The organism is Streptacidiphilus sp. PB12-B1b (genome assembly GCF_014084125.1).
GTDB lineage: Bacteria > Actinomycetota > Actinomycetes > Streptomycetales > Streptomycetaceae > Streptacidiphilus.
The window spans coordinates 3,744,584-3,763,722 of record NZ_CP048405.1 but is presented as its reverse complement, the minus strand read 5'-3'; the positions used below and the strand labels follow the sequence as shown (position 1 = coordinate 3,763,722).

Here is a 19,139-nt window from a genome sequence, read left to right as displayed (position 1 = left end):
CCGGAGCGGAGACGTCCACCCCTCTATGGAGGCACACAGCATGGACCACCCGGGGAATCCGCTCTCCCGCCGCAGCACCCTGTTCGCCGGGGCCGGTCTCGCCGCCGCAGCGGCCGGGCTGTGCTTCGCCGCGCCGACCGCCGCCGAGGCGGGCCCCGCATCCGACCTGGCCTCCCGGCTGACGCCGGAGCAGCTGGCCGGGCAGCGGGTCGTCTTTTCGTACCCGGGCACCACCGTGCCGCAGGCACTGCTGGACCGGATCGCCGGCGGCGTGGTCGGCGGGGTCATCCTGTTCGGCGAGAACGTCTCCAGCCTGGCCCAGGTCACCGCGGCGGTGCAGCAGCTGCACGAGGCCGCCCAGGGCAGCCCGGTGCGTGCGCCGCTGCTGGTGATGACCGACCAGGAGGGCGGCAGGGTACGGCGGCTGCCGGGCGGCCCGGTGCTCTCGCAGAAGCAGATCGGCGCGTCGCCGGACCCGGCGCGGGCCGCGGCCGAGGCGGGCCGGGAGGCCGGGCAGCTGCTGCGCGGCGCCGGGCTGAACGTCAACCTGGCACCGGTGCTGGACGTCTTCCGCGCGCCGGGCGACTTCATCGACCAGTTCGGGCGTTCGTACAGTTCGAACCCGGAGGTGGTGTCGGTCTGCGGGCGGGCCTTCATCGAGGCGCAGCAGGCGGCCGGGGTGGCGGCCACCGCGAAGCACTTCCCCGGGCTGGGCCCGGCCGCCACCGGTCAGAACACCGATCTGGGGCCGGTCACGCTGACCACGCCGCTGGCGGAGCTGCGCGGCGTGGACGAGCGTCCGTACGGCCCGGCGATCGCCGCCGGGGTGGATCTGGCCATGGTGAGCTGGGCGGTCCACACGGCGCTGGACCCGCACCGCCCGGCGGGGCTGTCCGCGCGGGTGGTCGAGGAGGAGCTGCGGCGGCGGCACGGCTTCCGCGGCGTGACCGTCACCGATGCGATCGACGCGGGCGCGCTGAAGCCCTTCGGCACCGCCCCGCAGAACGCGGTGGCCGCCGCCACGGCCGGGATGGACCTGATCCTGGAGGCATCCCGCGACGTGGCCAACGGGCAGGCGGTGGTGGACGGCCTGGCGCAGGCCCTGGCCGATGGCCGCCTGGGCTTCCCGGGGTTCACGGCCGCGCTGGACCGGATCATCCGGCTGCGCCAACGCCTGGCCTGAGCAGGCGGGCCGGTGCGTCCGTGTACGGGAATGCGGCGGCGGGTGGTGCTGTTGACGGGGACAGCACCGCAATGGAAACGACAACCATTGCAGAACGAAGGGACACACCATGGCCCGCAGTGACCTCCGCCCGGTCGTCCGGCTCCGTTCGACCGCCGGAACCGGCTACACGTACGTCACCCGAAAGAATCGCCGCAACGACCCCGATCGGTTGACGCTGCGCAAGTACGACCCGCGCGCCGCTCGCCACGTGGAGTTCCGCGAAGCGCGCTGACGTCCTGATCCCGGCCCGCGTTCCGGCTGGCACAGGTGGCCGGGGCCGGGCCGGACTTGCCTCAACCGCCGGAGGTGCGAGACGGTTGCGTCTGGACAACAGGTGTTGTCCCGACGAGAGGAGGCCCCCGTGTCGATCTCCCGACCTGTCGTGGACGCGGCCTCCCCGGAGCGGGGCGCCCGTCGAGACGCACAAGCCCGGGCCCTGGGCGTGCCGGTCCTGCGGGCGCTGGTCGACGCGACCACAGCCGCCCTGGTGGTCGCCCCCGAGCCGGGCGGCGGCCATACCGTACGACTGCACAACAAGGCGGCCGAGGCATTGTTCCCCGGCCTGCGGGAGCAGGAGTCCTTCGCCCCGCCGGTCGTGCCGCAGTGGCTGTGCGAGGCGCACGACTCCGGCGCGGCCGTGGTGGACGGAGCCGTCGGCGACCGCTCGGTGCGGGCCGTCTCGCAGCCGCTCCCGGGCACGTGCAGCGGCTGGCTGCTGACCGACGTGACCGAGGAGCAGGCGGCGGTGCGGCGGCTGGCCGACGAGCGCGCCCGGACGTCCTTCCTGGTCCGCGCCTCGGCCCGACTGCTCTCCTCGCTCAACCAGCGGCGCTGTCTGCGGGTGACCGCCGAACTCGCCGTGGAGGAACTCGCCGACGCCGCCGTCGTGGTCACCCCGACCCGGGGGCGCCGGATCGCCATCACCCGGCTGGTGCGCGGCGGGTCCATCGAGGAGGCGGCCCTGGCGGTGGACGTCTCCGAGGTCCCCGGCCTGGCGGAGGCGCTGAGCGGCTTCCCGCCGGTCCCCTCGCGCTGGGTGGACCCGGCGCTGGTGCCCGGCTGGCTGCTGCCGCCCGGCTTCGGCGAGCCCGGCTCCCTGGTCGTGACGCCGCTGCCGGGCAACGGCGTGGCCGCGGGCGCGCTGGTGCTGCTGCGCCGCTCGGGCCCGCAGGGCTTCAGCGAGGACGAGGAGCTGTTCGCCCGGATCTTCGCGGCCCGCGCCGGGGCGGCCATCTCCGCCGCCGTGCTGTACGCCGAGCGGGCCGAGACCGCGGTCGTACTGCAGCGGGCCCTGCTGCCCCCGGCGGCGGCCAGGTTGGACGGCCTCGACCTGGCCAGCTGCTACCGCCCTTCGCGGGCCGGGGAGTTGATCGGCGGTGACTTCTATGACGTGCACCCGCCGCTGCCGGGCAGCGGGATGCCCGAGGAGACCCTGCTGATGCTGGGGGACGTCTGCGGCAAGGGCCCCGGCGCGGCCGTGCTCACCGGCAAGATCCGCAACACCCTCTCGGCCCTGCGCCGGATCGAGCCGGACCACGAACAGCTGCTGGAGCTGCTGAACGCGACCCTGCTGGACGAGCAGGAGGCCCGCTTCGTCACGCTGGTGCTGGCCGGGGCCACACCGATCGGCAACGGACGGGTGGCGCTGCGGCTGACCGCGGCCGGCCATCCCCCACCGCTGCTGCTGCGCAGCGGAGGTGTGGTCGAGCAGGCCCGCACCGGGGGTACGCTGATCGGCGCTGTGGCGGAGATCACCAGCACGACGTTCAGCACCACGCTGGATCCCGGGGACATCTGCCTGCTGTACTCCGACGGCATCACCGAGGCCCGCGGCGGTTCCGGCGGGCGGGAGATGTTCGGCGAGCACCGCCTGCGCGACCTGCTGGCGGAGTGCTCCGGGCTGCCGGTGGAGGCCGTGGTGGAACGGGTGGAGATGGTCGTCACCGAATGGTGCGCCGGCGGCCCGCGCGACGACATCGCCGCGCTCGCGCTGGGTGCGCCTCGGCGCGGATCTCATCTCACCATGGTGGACGGCGCGGGTCCGGGTAGGTACACAGGATGAGTGCGCAACAACGGAGCGAACCGTCCTTCGAAAACGTGGTGGAGACGAACACGTGCACGAGCATGACCGGCCAACCCGCAACGACGGCGGCTGCGCCGAGGGCAGCAGTCAGCCGGACCGGGGGGCTGACGTGAGCCGCTACGAGCCGGAGCCGCTGACGATCACCGTCAACCCCACCGCCTCCGGGCGGATCACCCTGGCCCTCGTGGGCTCCTGCGACTACGAGACCGCCGGGGAGCTGCGCCAGGCCGCCGACGAGGCGCTGGCCGAGCTGCCGGTCGGCGGCTGCCTGACGGTGGACCTGACCGGGGTCGACAACACCGACTCGTCGGCGCTGTCGGCCCTCATCTGGATCATGCGCTGTACCGAGACCGACCAGGTCAACCTGCATCTGGCCGGGGTCAGCGACCACCTCCAGGGCATCCTGAGGATCACCGGGCTGGACGCGCACTTCGCCGACGCCCTCAGCTCGCCCGAGCAGCACCACGCCGCCGAGACCACAGCCGGCGCGACCACGCGGACCAACGGGGCCTGACGGCGATCCGGGCCGGATCACCGGCCCCGAACCGCCGCCGGGCGCCCGATCGGGCGCCCGGGTCAGGATGGCGTGGTCAAAAAAGACAGGCTCAGGACGCGGGCTCGGCACCGGCGAGGGAGGCGAGCGCGTCGCCGACCGTGGCGTAGAGCGGGCTGGTCAGGCTGACGCCGGTCAGGTCCAGCAGCCGCCGTACGGCAGAACCGGGCGCGGCCAGCAACAGGTTGCCGTCGTACCGCTGGGTCTCCGAGCGGGCGCGCAGGATGCTGTTGAGCCCGGAGGAGTCCATGAACGGCACCTGGGCCAGGTCGAGCACCACGTGCTTGCGGCCCTGCAGGACCAGGGCGGCCAGCTGGTGCTGCAGCGCCACGGCGGTGTCCACGTCGAGCTCGCCGGTGAGCGAGACGACCGCGCGGTCGTCTCCGTGAACGGTGGTGCTGACGGTCAGGACTTCGGACTCGGGGGACAAGGCCCACCTCCAGGACAGGACAGAAGGACGTTGCCTTTCCGCTGCCCCGAGATTCCCGGCCCATGCCTGCGCCGTCAGACTCTTCCCCGCTAGCCGACCGTGGTGCCCCCGCCGGGGTCGGTGCGGATGGCGAAGAGCGAGGTGAGGCCGACGGCCTCGAGGACCCGGGCGATGTGCTCCGGCGGCGGAAGCAGCTCCACGGTGGCGTCGGCCTGCTGGGCCAGACTACGGGCCGCGAGCAGCGCACCCAGGCCGCTGGAGTCGAAGAAGTCCACCGCGTCCAGGTCGAGCGTCAGCCGCTGACCGGGGATCAGCACCACGGTGTTCAGCAGGTCCCGGAGCGTGTCGGCGGTCTCGAAGTCCAGATCGCCCTCGGCCCGGACCAGCACGCCGGTGCTGTCGGGACGGCTGCTGACCGTCAGCGCCTGGCAGTCCGTGGGCGGCACCGAGAGCGGGGCGCCCGGATCCGTCCCCGCCCGCGGCTCGCGGGCGCCTGCTGCTGCGTCGCCTGTGGCACTGTCCATGGGGATCATCCTGCCATCGTCTCGCGCGACCTCGGCAAATCCAGGGCCAGCGTGGCGGACACGGTCTTGCCGTGCGGCGGGTCCAGCTGGACCCGGACCGCCTGCGACAGCCGCTGCACCAGGTGCCAGCCGAATCCGCCGTCGGCCGCGGTGAGGTCGGCCGCGCGCGGCTCGGGCAGGCGGGTGCTGCTGTCGCTCACCGCGATCGTCACCTCGCCCGGGCGGTCGGCCAGCTCCAGCGCGGCCGGGCCGGGGGCGTGCCGCATCGCGTTCGACACCAGCTCGGTGACCAGGATCAGGCCGTCCTGCAGCACCGTCTGGGAGACCCCGGGCAGCGCGTCCAGGAACTCCCGGGTGCGGTCGCGGGCGCGGGCGAGGGTGCCGGGCCCGCCGTCGAGCGGCCAGCGCTCCACGCGCGTCAGGGGATCCGGTTGAGCGTCCATGAACCAGTGGCCTCTCGTCCATCGGTGCGGTGACCGGGCTGCCCGCGCTGACCCGACCCCGGCCGGACAATCGTACGAGACGGTGCCGCACCGCCGGCCTGTGGCCCACAGCCTACTGACCGGCCGCGGCCCCGGCCGCCGCGCGGACGGCGTCTGGGCCGGTACGGGCCGACTCGTTAAGGTGAAGCGTGCTCCGAAGCCATGAGGATCCTACCGACGACGCCGCGGGCGAACCGCAGTCCGCCCAGGACGACGAGATCCGTCGGCTGCGGAAGCTCAACGCGGAGCTGCTGGCCGAGCTGGAGGAGACCAACCGCGGGGTGGTCGCCCTGTACCGCGAGGAGCACCAGCTCGCCCTCACCTTGCAGCGCACTTTCCTGCCGGAACACCTGCCCCGGTTGCCGGGGATTGAACTGGCCGTCCGCTACCTTCCGGCTGCCACCCAGACGGAGATAGGCGGCGACTTCTACGAGGCCATCGACACCCCCGGCGGACTGCTGCTGGCCGTGGGCGATGTGATGGGCCACAGCCTGCAGGCCGCCGTGGTGATGGGTGAGCTGCGTCACGCCCTGCGTGCCTTCGCCACCGAGGACCATCCGCCGCACGTGCTGCTGGAGCGGCTGGACACGCTGCTGAGCCGCCACCGGCCCGGGTGGACGGCGACCGTGTGCGTGGCGCTGCTGGAGCCGGGCACCGGGCGGCTGCGGATCGCCAACGCCGGCCACCCGCTGCCGCTGCTGCGCACCGGGCCCGGCCGGGCCGAGTTCGTCACCGAGCACGGGCCGCTGCTGGGCCTGGGGCTGCCGCAGCCGGTCGGCACCAGCCACCGCCTGGCACCCGGCGCCAGCCTGCTGATGGTCACCGACGGCCTGATCGAGAAGCGCGGCACTCCCCTGCCGGAGGCGCTGGAGAGCCTGCGCCGTGCGGCCGCCGACGGCCCTTGGGACTGCGAGGCGCTCTGCGACGCGCTGCTGGAGGGGTTCGGGGCCCAGCAGCGCGACGACATTGTCGTCTTCGCCGCCCGCCGCGCCGAGACGGGCTGAGCGACGGGCCCGATCGCGCCCTGACCGCCCCAGCGGGGATCGTCCAGCGGGATCGCCCGAACAGCCCACGCCGCAGGTGCGGACGCCCGGGCCGGGGGACGCTGGATCCGACCGGTGCGGGCGACAGCGGAGGAGCGGACATGGCGGAGCAGACCTGGGCGGCGCCCCCGGCGCCCGCGCTGCCGGACGAGACCCTGCCCGAGCTGGACGTCCCCGAGCCCGGACGCCAGCGCCGCTGGACGGTGCTGCTGCGCTGGCTGCTGCTGGTGCCGCAGTTCGTGGTGCTGTTCGTGCTCGGCATCGCCGCGGTCGTGGTCACCGTGGTCGGCTGGTTCTCCGCGCTGGTCCTGGGCCGGCTGCCGGAGCCGGTCGCCGGCTTCCTGCTGCGGTACCTGGCCTACCAGACCCGGGTGCACGGCTACGCCATGCTGCTGGTGGACCGCTACCCGCCGTTCGCCTTCGACGCCCCCGAGTACCCGATCCGGATCGAGGTGCGCCCGGGCCGACTGAACCGGCTGGCGGTGCTGTTCCGGATCATCCTGATGATCCCCGCGGCGATCGTGGCCGGGCTGCTGACCTCGGGCTACTACGCGGTCAGCATCATCATCTGGCTGGTGGCCCTGGTCCTGGGCCGGCTGCCGGTCCCGGTGTTCCAGGCCACGGCGGCGGTCACCCGCTACACCATGCGGCTGAGCGCCTACGTCTCCATGCTCAGCTCCGCCTACCCCAAGCGGCTGTTCGGCGACCAGCCCGGCCCGGCGCAGCAGCCGCGCTCGGCCACCAGGCCGCTGACCACCTCGGGCGGGGCCAAGGGCCTGCTGGTGCTGTTCCTGGTGGCGGGGCTGGTGTCCGGGGGGTTCTCCGGCAGCGGCTCAAACTCCGACTCCGGCACCATGGCGCAGCCGGGTTCCTCGACCGCCAGGTGACCGCGCCCCGAAGCCGGGAGGTACTCCCTCGTGAGCCAGTACGGACAGAGCAGTTCCACGGCGCCCCGCCCGATCGGCCGCAGCCAGAACATCTTCTTCGCCTTCGCGCCGTGGATCATCTTCGACGTCGTCGCGGGCCCCAGCACCTGGAAGCTGGCGGCCTTCTCGGCGCTGGTCGCGGCGGTCGTGCTGACCCTCCCCGACCTGCGGAGCGGGCGCGGCCTGCCGAAGCTGCTGGACGCCGTCGGCATCGTCTTCTTCGCCGTGGTCAGCGTCCTGGCCCTGTTCCTGCACCGCAGCAGGCTGCTCTGGCTGGAGACCTACGCCCAGACCCTCTCCAACGGCGTGCTGGCGCTGACCGCGCTGGTCTCGCTGGCCTTCGTGCCGTTCACCGAGCAGTACGCGCGTGAGTCCACCCCGAGGGAGGTCTGGGGCACGCCTGCCTTCAAGCGCACCAACCGGGTGCTGACGGCGGTGTGGGGGCTGGTGTTCGCGGTCACCGCGATCCTGGGCCTGGTCGCACTGCATGTGTCGTCCGGCACGGATTGGCTGAACTGGGTCATTCCCATCATCCTGCTGGTCCTCGCCTACCGCTTCACCCGCTGGTACCCGGCCTACATGCGCTCCCAGGCCCTGGCCCGGGGCGGTCGGCCGCCGGGCTGAGAGCAGGCCGAGGCGCGGGGAGCGCGGCGGGAGGCACCCCGCCGCGCTCCCGGCGCGGTCTCAGGGGCGGACGTCGAGGGTCTCGTCCAGCCAGTCGAAGATGGTCTCGCAGTAGTGCTGCGGGGCCATCGGCGAGCAGTGCAGCTGCGCGCCCTCGGCCCGGGTCATCCGGACGTACTCTTTGCGGCTGCGCAGCAGGTCGAACAGCTGCCGGGCCTGGCCGGGGAAGAACTGCTCGTCCTGGAAGTCGACCACCAGGGTGGGCGCGGTGATCCGTCCGGCGACCTTGGTGATGTTCATCGCCACCAGGACCTGGGCCGGGGTCCAGAAGTCGGTGAACATCCGGCCCTGCCGCGCTGCGCGCATGACCGCGGCGTCGTAGGGCTCGAACCGCTTCTTCAGCTGGAACGCCTCGTCGGCGGTGAGGCTGGGGACGACCTCGGTGTTCCAGATGTGGTTGGTCTCCGCCTTGGTGCCGACCAGGATGCTGCGCACGTCGGCCGGGAAGGCCAGCCACGGGTCGACCACGCCCGGCCCGGCCACCAGGGCGGCCAGCCGGTGGTCGAAGGCGGCGGCGCGCGGGGCCAGCACCCCGCTCAGGCTGAATCCGGTCAGCGCGATCCGCCTGCGGTCCACGTCCGGACGCCGGATCAGCAGGTCGACGATGGGGCGGACCACCTCCTCCCAGCGCGGCGTGAACGGCACCTGGTCCACGAACAGCATCTGGCCCTGGCCGGGGCCGTCGTAGACCACCGCGTTCCAGCCCCGGCCCAGCGCCGAGGCCACGCCGTAGGTCCACATGTCGACATTCTGGCCGTCGCTGCCGTTGGTGAGGATGACCGTGGGGCGGGGCACGCACGATGCGTCCGGCCGGAAGAACCACACCGGCATCCGGTGCGGGCCGTAGGGCGCGCTCAGCAGTTCGGCCGGGGGGTCGCAGCGGGCGACGAAGGCGTCCCACCCGGCCCTGACCGAGCGGTAGACGTCCTCCTCGTCGCCCGGGTGGTCGGTGCCGAGGACGTAGTACAGCGCCTGCTCGTAGTAGGAGGAGGAGCGCAGGGCCCGGAACCGCCGGGTCTGCTTCTGCCCGGGGCGGCCCGCCTGCGCGGACTCGCGGGCCAGCCGGTCGCCCCAGTACCGGAAGGTGTCGGTGAACGTCTGGAAGCTCAGCCCGGCCGCGTTGATCGAGTTGACCGCCGTGAGCACCTCGCCGACCTCGGTCGAGCCGTGCCCGGCCGCGCCGAGGGCGCCCAGCGCCTGGAAGTTGAAGTCGGAGTCGGTGAACAGCTCCATGGCGCCGGGCGCGGGGTTGCTCGCCGCGGGCGCGGCCGCCGGTGCAGCGGCCTTGGCCGCGGTACCGGCGGCCGAGGCGGGGGTGGTTCCGGCGACGCCCGCGGCGGCTGCCGTGCCGACTCCGGCAGCCAGCCCGAGCAGCGCCCGGCGCCTGCTGAACGGTTCGGCTACCACGCGGCGGAGAGGTTCATCGGTCATCTGTGCGTCCATCCTCGTGCAGGCTCGGCTGGTCAGCCGGTTGTCGGCGTACACGCTAGGGAGGCAGCGGCGGCACAGAGCGCCCGAACACGCGCCAATCGGCCGAATGGTCCTGTACTTCCCCCTCGCCGACGGCGATCCGGTGGTGTAGGCGCCGCGTTCCGGGACAGACGTGGCTCTGCAGGAACAGATTCGCTCAAGGAAACGGTGGACCCAGCCCATGACCGGTGACGACTGCTTCGAGCTGCACTTCGCAACCGCACTGCGCCCGGTGACCGCCACGGAGTCCGTGGTGGTCCGGCGCACGGAGGCGACGGGGCCGGGCGGCCATCCCATCTACACCGACGAGACCGGCATCGTCCGCGCCGAGATCAGCGACCGCTGCGAGGTGCGGATGATGCAGACCAGCGCGCGCCAGGAGCTGCGCCGCCCGGTCGCCTGCCGCCGCCCGATGGTGCAGATCGTCCGACAGCGCAGCTCCACCGCCGCTTAGCGGCGGTGGACCGGGGGGCCCTGGCCCCAGGAGAGGTGCAGGATGGCCAGGTCGTCCGAGTGGCGGCCGGCGTTGAGGGTACGGGCAGTGCCCACCAGGTGGTCCAGCAGGCTGTTCACGGCCGGCTCGGGGGCGGCGGCGATCAGCTCGATCAGGCCGGCCGCCCCGAGCCGTTCCAGGCCCGGGCCGCTGCGGCCCTCGATCAGCCCGTCGGTGTACATCATCAGCGCGCCGGCGGCGGGCAGCTCCAGGGTCGTGGTCTGCCAGCGGCGCCGCCCGGGCGTGATCCCGAGCGCCGGGCCGAAGCCCGCAGTGACCTCCCGGGCCGAGCCGTCCGCACAGAGCAGCGGCTCGTGGTGCCCGGCCAGCAGCAGGCTCGCCGACCGCAGGTCGGCGGCGATGCTGACGGTGGTGCAGGTGGCGAACATCTCGGTGCGCGGTCGCTCGGCGACCAGCACCTGTTCCAGCAGGTCCAGCAGGTCGGCGCCGACGTGCCCGGCCAGCACCAGCGCCCGCCAGGTGATCCGCAGGCAGACGCCGAGAGCCGCCTCGTCCGGCCCGTGGCCGCTGACGTCCCCTATGACGGCGTGGACGACGCCGTCGGGCGTCTGCACCACGTCCAGGAAGTCCCCGCCCAGCAGGGCGCGTTCGCGTCCGGGCAGGTAGCGGCTGTTGACGGTGACCCCGGCGGAGCGCAGCAGCGGGGTGGGCAGCAGCCCCCGCTCCAGGCGGGCGTTCTCGCGGGCGTGGATCTGGTTCTCGCGCAGTTCGGCCGCCGCGCGTTCGGCCTGCTTGCGGTGGATCGCGTAGCGCAGGGTGCGGTCCAGCAGGTCGGTGCTGACCTGCCCCTTGACCAGGTAGTCCTGGGCGCCGCTGGCCACCGCCGCGTTGGCGGAGCGGGCCTCGGCGAGGCCGGTGAGCACGATCACGGCGGCCCGCGGGCAGGCGGCCTGGATGGCCTCCACCGCCGCGACGCCGACGATGTCCGGCAGGCCGAGGTCCAGCAGGACGCAGTCCGGCGGGTTCGCGGCGATGTCGGCGAGCGCGGCGGCCAGATCCCGGCTCCAGCGCAGCACGTGCGGCAGCCGGGTGTCGGCCAGGTACTCCTGGACGAGCAGCGCGTCCCCGGCGTCGTCCTCGACCAGCAGCACCCGGTAGTGCTCGCCGTCGGCCGGGTCCTGCCAGGCGGCGGGGGCCGGGGTGGTGTCGAAGCTCACGCCTGCACCTCCGGCTCGGCCAGGGGCGCCTCCGGCGCGCTGCGCGGGAGGGTGAAGGCGATCCGGGTGCCGCCGGAGTGCCGGGGGTCGACGGCGATCGAGCCCCCGTGGAACTCCACGATCTTCTTGCACATGGCGAGGCCGATGCCGTTGCCCGGGTAGGCGTCCCGGGTGTGCAGGCGCTGGAAGATGACGAAGACCCGCTCCGCGTACTCGGCGTCGATGCCGATCCCGTTGTCGGTGAAGGCGAACCGCCACAGGTCCCGCTCCGGGTCCGGCTCGCAGGTCAGGGTGATCCGCGGCGGCCGGTCGGGGGCGCGGAACTTCACCGCGTTGGTGATCAGGTTCTGCAGCAGCATGCCCAGCTGGGTGGGGTCGCCGGCCACCGTGGGCAGCGGGTCGCGGACCAGCACCGCGCCGGTCTCGGCGATGCCGACGCTGAGCGAGTCCTCGGTCGAGGCCCAGACCTGCTCCAGGTCGACCGGGGTGTAGCCGTCGTGGACCCGCCCCACCCGGGAGAACGCCAACAGGTCGTTGATCAGGGTCTGCATCCGGTTGGCGCCGTCGACGGCGAAGCCGATGTACTGGTTCGCCCGCTCGTCCAGCTGTTCGGCGTAGCGGCGCTGCAGCAGCTGGCAGAAGCTGGCCACCTTGCGCAGCGGCTCCTGCAGGTCGTGCGAGGCCACGTAGGCGAACTGCTCCAGCTCGGCGTTGGAGCGGCGCAGGTCGGCGGCGTGGGCGTCCACCGCGGCCTGGGCGGCGCGGCTGTTGGCCAGCTCCTGGACCAGGTAGTGGCGCATCGCCTCGGCGTCACGGGCCAGCTGCCGCAGGTCGGCCGGGCCGCTGCTGGAGATCGGCTGGTCGAAGCCGCCCTGGGCGACCACCCGCAGCTGCCCGGAGAGCCGCTCCAGCGGCAGGTTGACGCCCCGGCGCAGGCCGGCCAGGACCAGCGCCGACACCACCAGGATGACCACCGCGATGGCGGTGAACAGCCAGTCGCGCAGGGTGCGCGAGTGGTTCAGGTCGGCCAGCGCGGCGTCGCGGCGCTGCTGCAGTTGCTGCTGCTGGGCGGTGAGCGCCGCCCGCAGCGCGTCGAACTCCTGCTTGCCCTTGTTGACCTGGGCGACGTCGTCCGGGACCGCCCGGCCCGCGGGCGAGGCGGCGATCGGCCGGGCGATGTCGTGCTGCCAGGTCTCCGCCCGGGCCAGCACCCGGTCCAGGGCGACGCCCGCCGCCCGGTCCCCCGCGGTGAGCTGTCGCAGCTGGGCGACGGCGGTGTTCTCCTGGGCCAGCCCTTCGGTGTACGGCTGCAGGAAGTCGGTCTGCCCGGAGATCGCATAGCCCCGGGTTCCGGTCTCCTGGTTGACCAGGGCCGCCTCCAGCTGCACGGCGGCGATCAGCGCCGGGCTGCTGCGGTTGACCAGCTGGCCGGTGACCGAGGAGGAGTGCGCGAAGAACCAGGCCACCAGCACACCGAGCACGAGCAGCACGGTGAGCGTCGCGGCCGTGCCGGCCGTGAGCCAGCGCCGGGTGGTCCACTCCCCCGTGCCGCGGCGGGCCGCCGCTGCGGGAGCGCTCCCCGCCCCGGCACCGGGGGCGGTCTGCTGCGGTTGAGCTGGCACTGCCGTCTCCGCTCTGGTCACCGGCAGAGCCCTGCACGGCGCTGATCCTGGTACGGTGCGCCGCACGGTGGACGCGCGGAACGGCGAAAGCCTACCGTCATAGCGACAACCCTCGTTGTCGCGGGGTGCGCACACACGTGCGACCCCGGCCCGTCACCACCGAAGGATGCCCCGAGATGGCCGCTGCAGCCCCGCCCCGCCCGTACACCGTGCTGCTGGTCGAGGACGACGACGCCGACGCGATGCTGGTCGAGGAGGCACTGCTCGACCGCGGCCTGGCGCGCAGCGTCCAGCGCGCCGCCGACGGCGTGGCCGCCCTGGCCTACCTGCGGGACGACGGGAGGCCCCGTCCCGACCTCATCGTCCTGGACCTCAACATGCCCCGGATGAACGGCCGCGAGCTGCTCGCGGTGCTCAAGGGCGACCAGGTCCTCGCCTGCGTCCCGGTGGTGGTGCTGACCACGTCCGCCGCCCCCGACGACGTCGCCGGGGCGTACCGGGAGCACGCCAACGCCTACGTCACCAAGCCGGTGAACCTGGACGACTTCGTCCAGGCCGTGCAGAGCATCGACGCGTTCTTCCTCGACACCGTCACCAAACCCGCCCCCTAGCGGGCCCGCCGACGGGCCGGCCCGCCGTCAGCCGTCCCTCGCCAGTCGTCCCTCGTCAGGAGCCGCCCGCATGGCCCGCACCGCAGCCGACCGCTCCCCCGCCGAGGCGGCGCCGCCCGCACCGCTGTGCGTGGTCGTGCTGGGGGTCTCCGGCGTCGGCAAGAGCACGGTGGCGCGGCTGCTCGCCGAGCGCCTCGGGCTGCCCTTCGCCGACGCCGACGACCTGCACCCGGCGCCCAACATCGCCAAGATGTCGGCCGGCGTCCCGCTGGACGACGAGGACCGCCGCCCCTGGCTGGCGGCGGTCGGCGGCTGGCTGGCCGAACGGCGGGCCGACGGCACCGGCGGCGTGATCGCCTGCTCGGCGCTCAGACGCCGCTACCGCGACGCCCTGCGGGCCGCCTGCCCGGGCGCGTACATGCTGCTGCTGACCGGCGACCGCGTCCTGCTCGCGGAGCGGATCGGGCGGCGGACCGGCCACTTCATGCCGCCCGCGCTGCTGGACTCCCAGCTCGCCGCGCTGGAGCCGCTGGAGGGCGACGAGCGCGGCAGCACCCTGGACGTCGGCCCGGAGCCCCGGGCGCTGGCCGGGGCCGCCGCGCTGCGGCTGCGCCCGACCGCCGGGGAGCCCCAGACCTGAGCCGGTAGCCCTAGGCCTGAGCCGGTGACCAGCCCTGGGCGCGCAGCACGGCGGCGACGTCCGGCGGAGTGTAGGAGTCGCCCTTGAGGACTTTGCCGTCGGCCCTGAGCGACGGGCGTCCGTCCGGGCCTAGCTTGCTCATGTTGGCACGGTGCACCTCGGCGATCACCGCGTCCAGGTCGATGCCGTGGACGGCGGCGGTGCCGTACGCGATGTAGACCACGTCGGCGAGCTCGTGAGCGAAGTGGTCCAGCCGCCCCTCCTCGACGGCCTCGGCCAGCTCGTCGACCTCCTCCCGCATCAGCTCCATCCGGTGGCGGGCGGCTTCCGAGGCGATCTCGGCGGGCTCGCTGCGGCAGTCGAGCCCGAAGGCCCGGTGGAAGGAGCGGACCCGCTCCGCGGTGGAGGGCTCGGCGGGCCGGGCGGCGGGTGCGTCGCGGGACTCTTCGGTTGAGGAAAGCACCGGCCGATTCTAGCCCGGTCGGTGGCCGCCGTCGGGGCGGGGGCGCCCTCCCGCCCCCGCCCCGACGCCCTGTCAGCTGCTGCCGAAGGCCCGGAGCTCCCAGAGCGAGTAGCCGTACTGGGTGGCCCGGGCGGTGCCGTACATCCGCAGGTACCGGCCGCTGCCCGAGACGTTCAGCGTCTGCGTGCCGCCGGTGCCGGTGGTGGTGGAGTAGATCGGCGTCCAGGTCGAGCCGTCGTTGGACACCTGGAGCTGGAACGCCGTGGCATAGGCCGTCTCCCAGTCCAGCACCACCTGGCAGATGGTCTGGGTGGAGCCCAGGTCCACCTCCAGCCACTGCGGGTCGGAGAAGGCGCTGGACCACCTGGTCCCGGTGTTGCCGTCGACCGCGTCCTGCGGCGGGAAGCTGCCGTTCTCCTGGGAGGAGGCAGTGGCCGTCCGGCCCAGGGCGAGGTTGGTGCTGCCGCAGCCGGCGGCGGCGGTCACCGTCCAGCCGAAGGAGGCGGAGCCGGAGGCCCCGGTGCGGTCCGTCGCGGTGACCGTGACGGTGGAGCTGCCCGGGGTGGTCGGCGTGCCCGAGATCAGCCCCGTGGAGGAGTTGATGGACAGTCCGGCGGGCAGGCCGGTGGCGCTGTACGTCACCGTCTGGCCCGAGGCCGAGTCGCTCGCGTGCACCTGCAGGCTCGCGGCGGTACCGGCGGTGGAGGTCTGGTTGCCCGGTCCGGTCACGGTCACGGTGTCGCCGCTGCCGCCGGCGGGCAGGGTCCACTGCTGGGCGGCGGAGTCGGTGCAGGTCTCGATGTCCAGCCGGGAGCCGGTGTTGCCGCCCGGATCGGTGAGGCACAGGCCGGAGTTGGGGTTCACCAGCTCGCCGTTGGCCTGGTGGGTCCAGCCCTGCGCGTTGGTGCCGTTGCAGGGGTACCAGTCGACGTCGGTGCCGCTGCTGGTCCCGGCGCTCACCACGTCCAGGCAGCCGCCCTGGACCCGCACGGTGCCGTCGGTGTAGGTGGACCACTGCTGGCCCGGGTCGCCGTCGCAGGCGCTGACCCCGATCGGGTTGCCCTCGGTGTTCAGCACGTTCTGGTTGCCGAGGCAGAGCCCGTTGATGCCCTTGACCGCCCCGGTGGCCGTGGCGGTGGCGGTGGGCGTGGAGTTGCCGCCCTTCTCGTACACGGCCACGTACGCCACGCTCATGGACGCGCCGGAGGAGGTGGCCGCGGTCGGCGTGGTGGAGCCGTAGACGCCGTCCGGGTAGTTGCCACCCATGGCCAGGTCCCAGATGATGAAGAAGCCGTGGTCGATGGCCTGCTGCCAGGCGGTGGTGCCGACGGACGCCTCGGTGACGGTCGACTCGACCGTGCCGTCCATCAGGAACTCCAGCGTCTCCGCGCTGGTGTTGGTCCGGTCCACGATGACCGAGTAGGTGTGGTAGCCGGTCTGGCAGCCGGAGCCGGCGGCGGGACAGGCGATCAGCGGGTGCCCGCTGCTGCCGGCCGCGTCGTGCAGGGTCTGTGACGCCTGGTTGGAGCCGTTGACGTCCTCCATCATGTCGATCTCGCCGGAGGTGGGCCAGCCCCCGCCCGCGCGCATCGGGGAGCCGAGGGCCCAGAAGGCGGGCCAGTAGCCCAGGCCGTTGGCCGGGTTCGGCTGTTCGATCGACGCGGTCATCTCCAGTTCGCCGCCGGCCGGGGCCTGGAAATCGTCGCGGGTGCTCTCCAGCCGGGCGGAGGTCCAGGTGCCGCCGTTGTCGACGGCCTTCAGCACCAAGTGGCCGTTGCCGTCGAGGTAGGAGTTGGCGGTCGAGGCGGTGGTCTGCTCGACCTCGCCCGTCCCGTAGCCGGTGCCGATGTCATAGAACCAGTTCGCCGACGAGGGGGCGGAGCCGGCCGGTCCGGCGAAGTCGTCGCCGAAGACGGTCGTCCAGCCGGCGGGGGCGGCCGGGACGGTGTCGGCCTGCGCGGGGCCCGCGCCCGCGAGGGCGGTGCCGGTCAGGTACCCGGCGAGCAGCGCCACGGTGGTCACCGCCGAGCGCCACCGGCGCGGCCCGGTCCGGCGGCGGGATCGGTGCCCGGCACGCGATAAGACGATCATGTTGCCTTCCCCTCAGCGCAGATAGCGCTTTCTCGGATCAGCAGGTCATGGCGCGCTCCTGGCCAGGCGGTACGACAGAACGGCTTGGGGGGTGGACAGTTCACCGGCCGTCAGCCGAGAGAGCGCTCTCTATCAGCTGATGTCTACGGCGTGGTTACAGACATGTCAACCCTGTGCGCACGGTTCCGGAATCGGACGCCCCGGCCGCCGGGGCGGGCGGCCGGGGCGGGAGCAGGACCGGCTAGGGGACCTGGCGCAGGTAGAGAGCGCCGCAGGTGTGGCAGAACTTCTCCTCGGTGTGGCCCCAGGCGTCCGTGGACAGCCGGGCCGCCCCCGGCTCCAACTCCCGCCCGCACAGCGCCACGGAGGCGCCGTCGGCGGTCATGTGCCACTGCCGGACCGCGCCGTCGGTGTGGTGGTCGTTCTCGGCCAGCATCTCGTAGACGTGCACTGTGACCCTCCATCGTCTCGCGGCCCCGGCCGGGTCGGACGCGGCCGCGAGTGCGTCCGTATACGCCGGAACGTACCCCGGTCAGGGCCTCGCACGCAGCGGCTGCCGACCCTGGCAGCGCCGTTCGGGTGAGTGCCGCGCCCGGACGGCGCGCACGGGCGGCAGCGGCGCGGACCTGGCAGCAGGATCGGATCGACACCCCCTGGCCGTGAGGAGCCGCACGCCATGCTGGAACGCACCCGGCGCACGAACACCGCCGACGGCCGCGACGGCCGCCTGCACTCCTGACCCACCTGCACACCTGACCGCAGACCGCCACGGCCACAGCTAAGGGGGCGTCCGGTGGGCGAGGGCGACGACTCCGGGCCCGGACCGGACCGGACCGGCCTCCGCAGGCCCCGCGCCGCACCGGGCGGACGCCGGGGGCCACGGCTGACCGCGCCGCCCGGCCGGCTCCGGCCGACCCGGCAGGCCCGGCCGACCGAGGCCCGCCGCTCTGCGGGCGTGCCCGTGCTGCTGCAGTCCGCGGCCGGGTACGCCTGGCGGCTGCTGGTCGTCGCGGCCGCCGCCTACGTGGTGTTCGTGGTGGTGGGCAAGCTGCAGCTGCTGGCGACGGCGCTGTTCGCCGCGCTGCTGCTGACCTCGGTGCTGCGTCCGGTGACCGACCGGCTGGCCCGCCGCCTCCCCCGCAAACTGGCCGTGCTGCTGGCCCTGCTGGGCTCGCTGATCCTGGTGGCCGGACTGCTGTCGCTGGTCGGGGACGCGGTGGCGATGGAGTCCAAGACCCTGGGCAGGGAGTTCAGCAGCGGGCTCACCCGGGTGGAGCACTGGCTGGAGCAGCCGCCGTTCAACGTCGACCCGAGCACCGTCTCCGGGCTGCAGAAGACCGTGGGCAACTACCTCTCGCAGCACCGCTCGACGGTGGTGAGCACGGCCGTCAACGGCGCCGGACGCGCCGTGGAGCTGGCCACCGGGGCCGCGCTGGCGCTGTTCTGCTCGATCTTCTTCATCCACTCGGGCGACCGGATGTGGCAGTGGTTCCGGGCGCAGATCCCCGGCGGCCCGCATCCGCGGCTGGAGCGGGCCGGCGGGGCGGCCTGGCAGACCTTCTCCGGATACACCCGGGGGATCGTCATCGTCGCCGCGAGCAACGCGGCCATGGTCGGCATCGCGCTCTACCTGCTGCGGGTGCCGCTGGCCCTGCCGCTGACGCTGCTGGAGTTCTTCGCCACCTTCGTCCCGCTGGTCGGCTCGCCGGTGGCCATGGCGGTGGCCGCCGTGGTGGCGCTGGCCGCGCGCGGCCCGGTGACGGCAGTGATCGTGCTGGTGCTCATCGTGGTCGTGGGCCAGATCGAGGGGCATGTGCTGCAGCCGCTGGTGATGGGCTGGGCGGTGCGGCTGCACCCGGTGGTGGTGGCCCTGTCGGTGCTGGGCGGGGGCATCCTCGCCGGGGTGGTCGGCGCGGTGGTGGCCGTCCCGCTGGTGTCGGTGGCCTGGTCGGTCGTCCGGGTGCTGCGCCCGGCCGCGGACCCGGCGCCGCCGGACACTCGGCCGACCGGCTGAATCGGCGGCTGCTGCCCCGGGCCTGGGGGGATGGGCCCGGGGCGCGCGCCGCGCGGTCGGCAACAGGGGGGAGACCGACCCGCAGCAGCACGCCTGTCCGCACCGGCGTCGGCCAAACCACCCCGTACCGGGAAAGGCCCCGCGCCGCGCACCGCGTAACCCCCGGCGATCAGGGCAGGAGCCGCCCGTACGAAGCGGAGCGAGGAGAGGACAGCCAGTGACCCAGAACCCCGAAGGCCCGGCCGTGGCCGAGGCGCTGCGCGAGAGGGCGAGCTCCTTCGTCAACAACCATGTGGACCTGTGGGTCACCGTGGACGACGACGGGACGCTGGAGCTGGCCGCCGACGACGCCGTCGCGCTGCTGCGGGCCGCCGCCGACTGGCTGGAGGAGGACCCGGACCAGAGCGTGGCCGATCTGCGCTGGGAGCGCCGGTCCAGTCGGCCCGGCTACACGCTGCGGCTGGCCCTGGACGGCATCGCCGCCGACCCCGCGCCCGCCCCGGCGGCGCAGCCGGCCCCCGCCGCCGATCCGGCCCCCGTGCACCTGCCCGAGCAGCGGCAGCTGCCGGGCGTGGAGTGACCGGCGGCCGTTCCCCGCGCCCCTCCC

Annotated in this window: 21 protein-coding genes; 12 read left to right on the top strand and 9 right to left on the bottom strand. The window is 73.7% G+C overall.

What is annotated here, in order from left to right; all coding sequences use genetic code 11:
- Positions 1-40: 40 nt before the first annotated feature.
- The 4 genes from GXW83_RS16830 to GXW83_RS16815 all read left to right on the top strand — a co-directional run bounded on the left by GXW83_RS16830 (position 41) and on the right by GXW83_RS16815 (position 3,822).
- Positions 41-1,183, top strand: a complete 1,143-nt coding sequence (locus GXW83_RS16830) for a glycoside hydrolase family 3 N-terminal domain-containing protein (protein WP_182443876.1) — start codon at positions 41-43, stop codon at positions 1,181-1,183.
- Between the two features lie 109 nt (positions 1,184-1,292).
- A complete protein-coding gene (rpmG, locus tag GXW83_RS16825) occupies positions 1,293-1,457 on the top strand; it encodes a 50S ribosomal protein L33 (RefSeq protein WP_182443875.1) in 165 nt (54 codons plus the stop codon).
- 129 nt (positions 1,458-1,586) lie between these two features.
- Entirely contained in the window at positions 1,587-3,287 is a 1,701-nt protein-coding gene (locus tag GXW83_RS16820; protein ID WP_182443874.1) for a PP2C family protein-serine/threonine phosphatase, read from the top strand.
- A 52-nt stretch (positions 3,288-3,339) separates the two neighbouring features.
- A complete protein-coding gene (locus GXW83_RS16815) occupies positions 3,340-3,822 on the top strand; it encodes an STAS domain-containing protein (protein ID WP_182443873.1) in 483 nt (160 codons plus the stop codon).
- A 91-nt stretch (positions 3,823-3,913) separates the two neighbouring features.
- Here the strand turns inward: GXW83_RS16815 and GXW83_RS16810 are convergent, their stop codons facing one another.
- From GXW83_RS16810 to GXW83_RS16800, 3 genes are all read right to left on the bottom strand, one after another.
- The gene (locus GXW83_RS16810; protein ID WP_182443872.1) at positions 3,914-4,291 is read right to left on the bottom strand and encodes an STAS domain-containing protein; all 378 of its coding nucleotides are present in this window, start codon (positions 4,289-4,291) and stop codon (positions 3,914-3,916) included.
- 89 nt (positions 4,292-4,380) lie between these two features.
- Positions 4,381-4,815, bottom strand: a complete 435-nt coding sequence (locus GXW83_RS16805; RefSeq protein WP_182443871.1) for an STAS domain-containing protein — start codon at positions 4,813-4,815, stop codon at positions 4,381-4,383.
- Positions 4,816-4,820: 5 nt separating this feature from the next.
- Positions 4,821-5,228 carry an ATP-binding protein gene (locus tag GXW83_RS16800; protein ID WP_182443870.1) on the bottom strand — a complete coding sequence of 136 codons (408 nt, stop codon included), beginning with the start codon at positions 5,226-5,228 and terminating at the stop codon, positions 4,821-4,823.
- A 218-nt stretch (positions 5,229-5,446) separates the two neighbouring features.
- Between GXW83_RS16800 and GXW83_RS16795 the strand changes: the two genes are divergently transcribed.
- From GXW83_RS16795 to GXW83_RS16785, 3 genes are all read left to right on the top strand, one after another.
- Entirely contained in the window at positions 5,447-6,301 is an 855-nt protein-coding gene (locus tag GXW83_RS16795) for a PP2C family protein-serine/threonine phosphatase (protein WP_182443869.1), read from the top strand.
- Positions 6,302-6,441: 140 nt separating this feature from the next.
- Entirely contained in the window at positions 6,442-7,227 is a 786-nt protein-coding gene (locus GXW83_RS16790; RefSeq protein WP_182443868.1) for a DUF4389 domain-containing protein, read from the top strand.
- A 30-nt stretch (positions 7,228-7,257) separates the two neighbouring features.
- Positions 7,258-7,890 carry a hypothetical protein gene (locus GXW83_RS16785; protein ID WP_182443867.1) on the top strand — a complete coding sequence of 211 codons (633 nt, stop codon included), beginning with the start codon at positions 7,258-7,260 and terminating at the stop codon, positions 7,888-7,890.
- Positions 7,891-7,950: 60 nt separating this feature from the next.
- On the opposite strand, the gene GXW83_RS16780 is transcribed toward GXW83_RS16785, so the two are convergent.
- Entirely contained in the window at positions 7,951-9,381 is a 1,431-nt protein-coding gene (locus tag GXW83_RS16780; RefSeq protein WP_225447043.1) for a S9 family peptidase, read from the bottom strand.
- A gap of 220 nt (positions 9,382-9,601) precedes the next feature.
- Between GXW83_RS16780 and GXW83_RS16775 the strand changes: the two genes are divergently transcribed.
- Complete coding sequence (locus GXW83_RS16775) at positions 9,602-9,874, top strand: DUF6296 family protein (protein ID WP_182443866.1); 273 nt, start codon at positions 9,602-9,604, stop codon at positions 9,872-9,874.
- Here the strand turns inward: GXW83_RS16775 and GXW83_RS16770 are convergent.
- Both GXW83_RS16770 and GXW83_RS16765 read right to left on the bottom strand, forming a co-directional pair.
- Positions 9,871-11,091 (bottom strand): PP2C family protein-serine/threonine phosphatase, encoded by a 1,221-nt coding sequence (locus GXW83_RS16770; protein WP_182443865.1) that lies wholly within the window; start codon positions 11,089-11,091, stop codon positions 9,871-9,873. The genes GXW83_RS16775 and GXW83_RS16770 overlap by 4 nt on opposite strands.
- Entirely contained in the window at positions 11,088-12,713 is a 1,626-nt protein-coding gene (locus GXW83_RS16765) for an ATP-binding protein (protein ID WP_182443864.1), read from the bottom strand. The genes GXW83_RS16770 and GXW83_RS16765 overlap by 4 nt, the downstream gene beginning before the upstream one ends.
- Before the next feature lie 176 nt (positions 12,714-12,889).
- On the opposite strand from GXW83_RS16765, the gene GXW83_RS16760 reads away from it, so the two are divergent.
- Both GXW83_RS16760 and GXW83_RS16755 read left to right on the top strand, forming a co-directional pair.
- Positions 12,890-13,324 (top strand): response regulator, encoded by a 435-nt coding sequence (locus tag GXW83_RS16760; protein ID WP_182443863.1) that lies wholly within the window; start codon positions 12,890-12,892, stop codon positions 13,322-13,324.
- Positions 13,325-13,394: 70 nt separating this feature from the next.
- Positions 13,395-13,964 carry a gluconokinase gene (locus GXW83_RS16755; protein ID WP_182443862.1) on the top strand — a complete coding sequence of 190 codons (570 nt, stop codon included), beginning with the start codon at positions 13,395-13,397 and terminating at the stop codon, positions 13,962-13,964.
- A 10-nt stretch (positions 13,965-13,974) separates the two neighbouring features.
- Here the strand turns inward: GXW83_RS16755 and GXW83_RS16750 are convergent, their stop codons facing one another.
- The 3 genes from GXW83_RS16750 to GXW83_RS16740 form a co-directional block, all read right to left on the bottom strand.
- A complete protein-coding gene (locus tag GXW83_RS16750) occupies positions 13,975-14,427 on the bottom strand; it encodes a MazG nucleotide pyrophosphohydrolase domain-containing protein (protein WP_182443861.1) in 453 nt (150 codons plus the stop codon).
- Between the two features lie 72 nt (positions 14,428-14,499).
- Positions 14,500-16,518, bottom strand: coding sequence for a discoidin domain-containing protein (locus tag GXW83_RS16745; protein WP_182443860.1), 2,019 nt, complete (start codon positions 16,516-16,518; stop codon positions 14,500-14,502).
- Positions 16,519-16,759: 241 nt separating this feature from the next.
- The gene (locus GXW83_RS16740) at positions 16,760-16,969 is read right to left on the bottom strand and encodes a hypothetical protein (RefSeq protein WP_225447042.1); all 210 of its coding nucleotides are present in this window, start codon (positions 16,967-16,969) and stop codon (positions 16,760-16,762) included.
- Between the two features lie 342 nt (positions 16,970-17,311).
- On the opposite strand from GXW83_RS16740, the gene GXW83_RS16735 reads away from it, so the two are divergent.
- On the top strand, positions 17,312-18,532 hold the full coding sequence (locus GXW83_RS16735) for an AI-2E family transporter (protein WP_370466722.1): 1,221 nt from the start codon (positions 17,312-17,314) through the stop codon (positions 18,530-18,532).
- Positions 18,533-18,749: 217 nt separating this feature from the next.
- Entirely contained in the window at positions 18,750-19,112 is a 363-nt protein-coding gene (locus tag GXW83_RS16730; protein ID WP_182443859.1) for a hypothetical protein, read from the top strand.
- Positions 19,113-19,139: the final 27 nt, after the last annotated feature.

Bases quoted from the DNA above. Each gene is read 5' to 3' on its own strand.
- GXW83_RS16830 (WP_182443876.1), top strand. From the start codon at position 41: ATGGACCACCCGGGGAATCCGCTCTCCCGCCGCAGCACCCTGTTCGCC.
- rpmG (WP_182443875.1), top strand. From the start codon at position 1,293: ATGGCCCGCAGTGACCTCCGCCCGGTCGTCCGGCTCCGTTCGACCGCC.
- GXW83_RS16805 (WP_182443871.1), bottom strand. From the start codon at position 4,815: ATGGACAGTGCCACAGGCGACGCAGCAGCAGGCGCCCGCGAGCCGCGG.
- GXW83_RS16790 (WP_182443868.1), top strand. From the start codon at position 6,442: ATGGCGGAGCAGACCTGGGCGGCGCCCCCGGCGCCCGCGCTGCCGGAC.
- GXW83_RS16780 (WP_225447043.1), bottom strand. From the start codon at position 9,381: ATGACCGATGAACCTCTCCGCCGCGTGGTAGCCGAACCGTTCAGCAGG.
- GXW83_RS16775 (WP_182443866.1), top strand. From the start codon at position 9,602: ATGACCGGTGACGACTGCTTCGAGCTGCACTTCGCAACCGCACTGCGC.
- GXW83_RS16760 (WP_182443863.1), top strand. From the start codon at position 12,890: ATGGCCGCTGCAGCCCCGCCCCGCCCGTACACCGTGCTGCTGGTCGAG.
- GXW83_RS16755 (WP_182443862.1), top strand. From the start codon at position 13,395: ATGGCCCGCACCGCAGCCGACCGCTCCCCCGCCGAGGCGGCGCCGCCC.
- GXW83_RS16745 (WP_182443860.1), bottom strand. From the start codon at position 16,518: ATGATCGTCTTATCGCGTGCCGGGCACCGATCCCGCCGCCGGACCGGG.